Source organism: Streptomyces sp. NPDC107498 (genome assembly GCF_055582805.1).
This window is the reverse complement of record NZ_JBVJPE010000027.1, coordinates 48,962-52,600: the sequence shown is the minus strand read 5'-3', so window position 1 is coordinate 52,600 and position 3,639 is coordinate 48,962. Positions and strand designations below refer to the sequence as shown.

At 75.1% G+C, this 3,639-nt stretch carries 1 protein-coding gene and 1 pseudogene; both read right to left on the bottom strand.

From position 1 onward, the window contains the following. Positions 1-3,180: FG-GAP-like repeat-containing protein (locus tag ACZ66Z_RS32560; protein WP_469939218.1), on the bottom strand; the 3,180-nt coding region annotated here is incomplete at its 3' end. 193 nt (positions 3,181-3,373) lie between these two features. Next, positions 3,374-3,639: pseudogene (locus ACZ66Z_RS32555) on the bottom strand (DEAD/DEAH box helicase); the annotation flags it as partial.

Genomic DNA, 3,639 nt, shown 5'->3' with positions numbered 1-3,639 from the left:
GCCGGCGTACCGCCACAGCACGCCGGTCGCGTCCCGGGCCACCAGATCCGCCTTGCCGTCACCGGTGAAGTCACCGACGCCGACCAGGGCGTTGTAGGCCTGCCAGCCGCCGCCGACCTTCACCCGGGCGGCGAAGGCGCCGGTGCCGGTGCCGGCGTACCGCCACAGCACGCCGGTCGCGTCCCGGGCCACCAGATCCGCCTTGCCGTCACCGGTGAAGTCACCGACGCCGACCAGGGCGTTGTAGATCTGCCAGCCGCCGCCGACCTTCACCCGCGGCTTGAACCCGCCCGTGCCGTCGTCGGCGTACATCCACAGCTCGCCGGCCGGGGTGCGGGCGAGGAGGTCGGTCCGGCCGTCGCCCGTCAGGTCGCCGGACGCGGTGAGGCCGTTGTAGACCTGCCAGCCGCCGCCGATCGTCCGCTTCGGGCCGCTCGGCGCGAACGCCGTTCCGCAGCCGCCGTCGTACCGGGTCAGGACGCCCGCGGCGTCGCGCACCAGGAGGTCGTTGCACCCGTCGCCCGAGAGGTCCCCGAAGGGGACGACCGTCGAGGTCGCGGGCCAGCCGGCCGCCGACGCGCCGGTGCCGAGCCCGCCGGCGCCGGTCCCGGTCCGCACGGCCAGCGTCCCGGCCGGGGTGAGACCGACCAGGTCGCCCTTGCCGTCACCGCTGAGGTCGCGCCAGGCGGGCCGGGGCGCGGGGGCGCCGCCGCTCACCGTCAGGGTGCCGGTCAGCGACAGGTCGGCGCCGACGCCGTCGGCGGGCCGGGCGGTGAGGGTCCAGGTGTACGCGCCGTTCCGCGCGGCCTGGCCGGAGCCGTTCCTCCCGCTCCAGCCGGCGTCGATCCGGCCGCGTGCCTCGGCGCCCGAGACGGTGTGGACGACCGTCCCGGTGGCGTTCTCCTTCACCGTGACCTTCCAGGCCCCGGTCGGCTTGGAGGTCCACCAGCTGCCGGACCAGCCGGCCCCGGAGGAGGCGAGGTTCAGCGCGGCGCCGGTGACGGTGGAGTCGATGACGCCGACGGGCGGCGCGGCGACCCCGGTGTCGACGATGCGGACGCGCTGGTCGGTGCCGGCGTAGGCGACGTGGCCGCCGAAGCGGTCGACGGTCCAGTCCCGGCCCGCCTGGGCCTCCGGACCGAGGTCGGCGGCGCTCGCCAGCGTCCGCTGCGGCACGTCGGCGGCCGAGCCCGAGGCGGGCAGCCCGGCGTGCAGGTCGTAGAGGCGCAGCCCCGCCTCCGGGTCCTGGCGGACGAGGTAGCCGTCGCCGAGGAGCGTGTTGCGGAAGTCCAGGCCCGGGACGTCCATGGTCCGCCCGGTCTGTCGGTCGTAGACGCCGGAGCCCCGGCCCGAACCCCAGCTGTCCTGGTCGCAGGACCAGTAGACCCAGCGGCCGGCGGCCTGGAGCTGGGCCGGCGCGCACGTGTTGCGGGTGGTGAAGGACGCGCCCGCCGCGCCGGACGCCAGCGACTTCGAGGTGACCGTCGGACTGTCCTTGGCGGCGCTCCAGAGGGTGGAGCCCCACAGCGCGGCGGTGGTGTCGGTGCGCCGTTCGCGGACGGTCCCGGTTCCCTGCTTCCGGAACTCCACGACGTACGGGTTCTCGCGCAGGGTGGTGGTGGCGCTGGCGACGAGGCCGAACCGACCGGAGAGCCCGACCAGTTCGGGGCTGCTCATGCCGGTGGTGACGCGCGGACCCCAGGTGCTCGCCCCGTTCGCGTACAGCATGGTGGCGTCGTCGTACGTGGCGTCCCGGCGCCCGTGGAAGCCGTCGCCGCTGGCGAAGAGCACGGCGCAGCGCCCGTCGGTCGTGTGGCAGTCGCCGTCCTCGCCGCGCATCAACCCGTCCACGGTCGTGCGGACCGGCTGGGGCTGCCCGGCGCCGGTCAGCCAGGTGGAGCGGTAGACGCCGTAGTAGTCGCCGGGCTGGAAGTAGGTGCTGTTCTCGGCCCGGGTGAGGACACCGCTGCCGAGGGAGAGGCCGTAGATCCGCGCGGGCATGGGCTCGACGGTGGCGAGGCGGCGCGTCTCGACGCCGCCGCCGGCCGCCGGTACGAGCCGGTGCACGGCCCAGTCGATGTCGCCCTGCGACTCCGCGCTCTTCGCCCCGGCGATCAGCGCGGTCCCGTCGGGTGCCAGGACGACCTGCTCGTCGGCCAGTTGCAGCACGGCCTTCAGACCGCCCTCGTCCTCCCCGGGGAGGGTCCAGAGGCCCGAGCCGCGGTACTCGTTGTCCCCGGGGTTCTGCCGCTGGACGGCGAGCACGGTCGTGCCCACGGCGGCGAAGGTCGCGTCGGACGAGACGGAGCCGGACTCCACGGTGCGGAGCGGGGTCGCCGGCGCGGCGCGGTCCAGGACGTCGATCTCGGACCGGCCGGTGCGCAGCCGCAGGATCGTTCCGGCTCCGAGCCGGAAGCCGTTCACCTCGTACGGGTCGCCCTCGGGCTCCGGGAGCGCTTCGGCCACCCCGTCCGCCAGGTCGACGAGGGCCCAGCTCCCCCACCCCTCGGCGGAGTCCTTGTACTTGACGACGAGCGAGGTCGCGTCGCCGTCCTCCACCCCGCTGAGCACCGCGTCCTCGGGGAGGCCGGTGACCGGCGTGTCCGTGACCTTCCCGGCCTCGGACCGCAGCAGGTGGTAGCCGGTGGGGGCGCTCGCCTCGCCGGTGCGGGTCACCACGGTGTCGCCGTAGGTGCCCACGTACGCCTGACCCTCGGGCAGCACGATGTCCGCGAAGACCGCGCCCGCGCCCTTCTGGAGGGTCACGTGCGGGGCCGGGGTCTCGGAGTGCACGGCGACCGTGTCGGAGCCCTGGCCCCAGTGGGCGCCGAAGATCGGCAGCTTCTGGTACCAGTCCCAGTAGCCGCTCTCGTAGTCGTAGCGCGGCGCCTCGGGCAGGGTGACGGCGAGCGGGGTCGCCTTGCCGGTGGCGTACTCGATCCACTGGAGGCGGGTGTCGCCCTCCTGCGCCAGCAGGTAGCCGGTCTCGCCGGCGTTGAGGATCGAGGTGGCGCGCGGCGAGAAGCGGGGCGCGGCCGGCAGCACGGTGGTCTGCGGCGCCGTCTCGGCGACGGCGGGCGGAGCGGCGATCCCGGCGGACGTCGCGGCCGTGACGGTCGCGAGTGCCAGGACGAGGGCGGCGCGCGCGTGCGCGCGTCGCGCTGGTGCGGTACGTGACAAGAGGGGCCTTCCCCGGGGTCGTTCCATCGATACGGCGGAGGCGGAGCCGAACGCGTGAACTCCACGCGCGTCCGCGTACGAGACCGACGCCGTGGCCGAAAGGTTGTACGCCGGGTACGACGAACCCCCGTGACATCCGGTGTCACGGGGGTTCGTCGTACGCGTCCGGGTCGGCGCGTCAGGTCACGCGGCCTCAGCCGTTGCGCTTCCAGCGCGGCTTGTCGTCGCGGCGGCCGAAGGAGCCGCCGGTCGAACCGGTGCTGCCGCGGTGGTCGTCACGACGGCCGTACGGGCGGTCGCCGCCCGAGCGGAAGCCGCCGGCGGGGCGGTCGTCGCGACGGTCGCGGTTGAACGGACGGTCGCTGCCGCGGTGGCCGCCGCGGTCGTCGCGGTTGAAGCCGCCCGACGGACGGTCGTCACGACGGAAGCCACCGGAGGGGCGGTCGTCGCGGCGGAAAC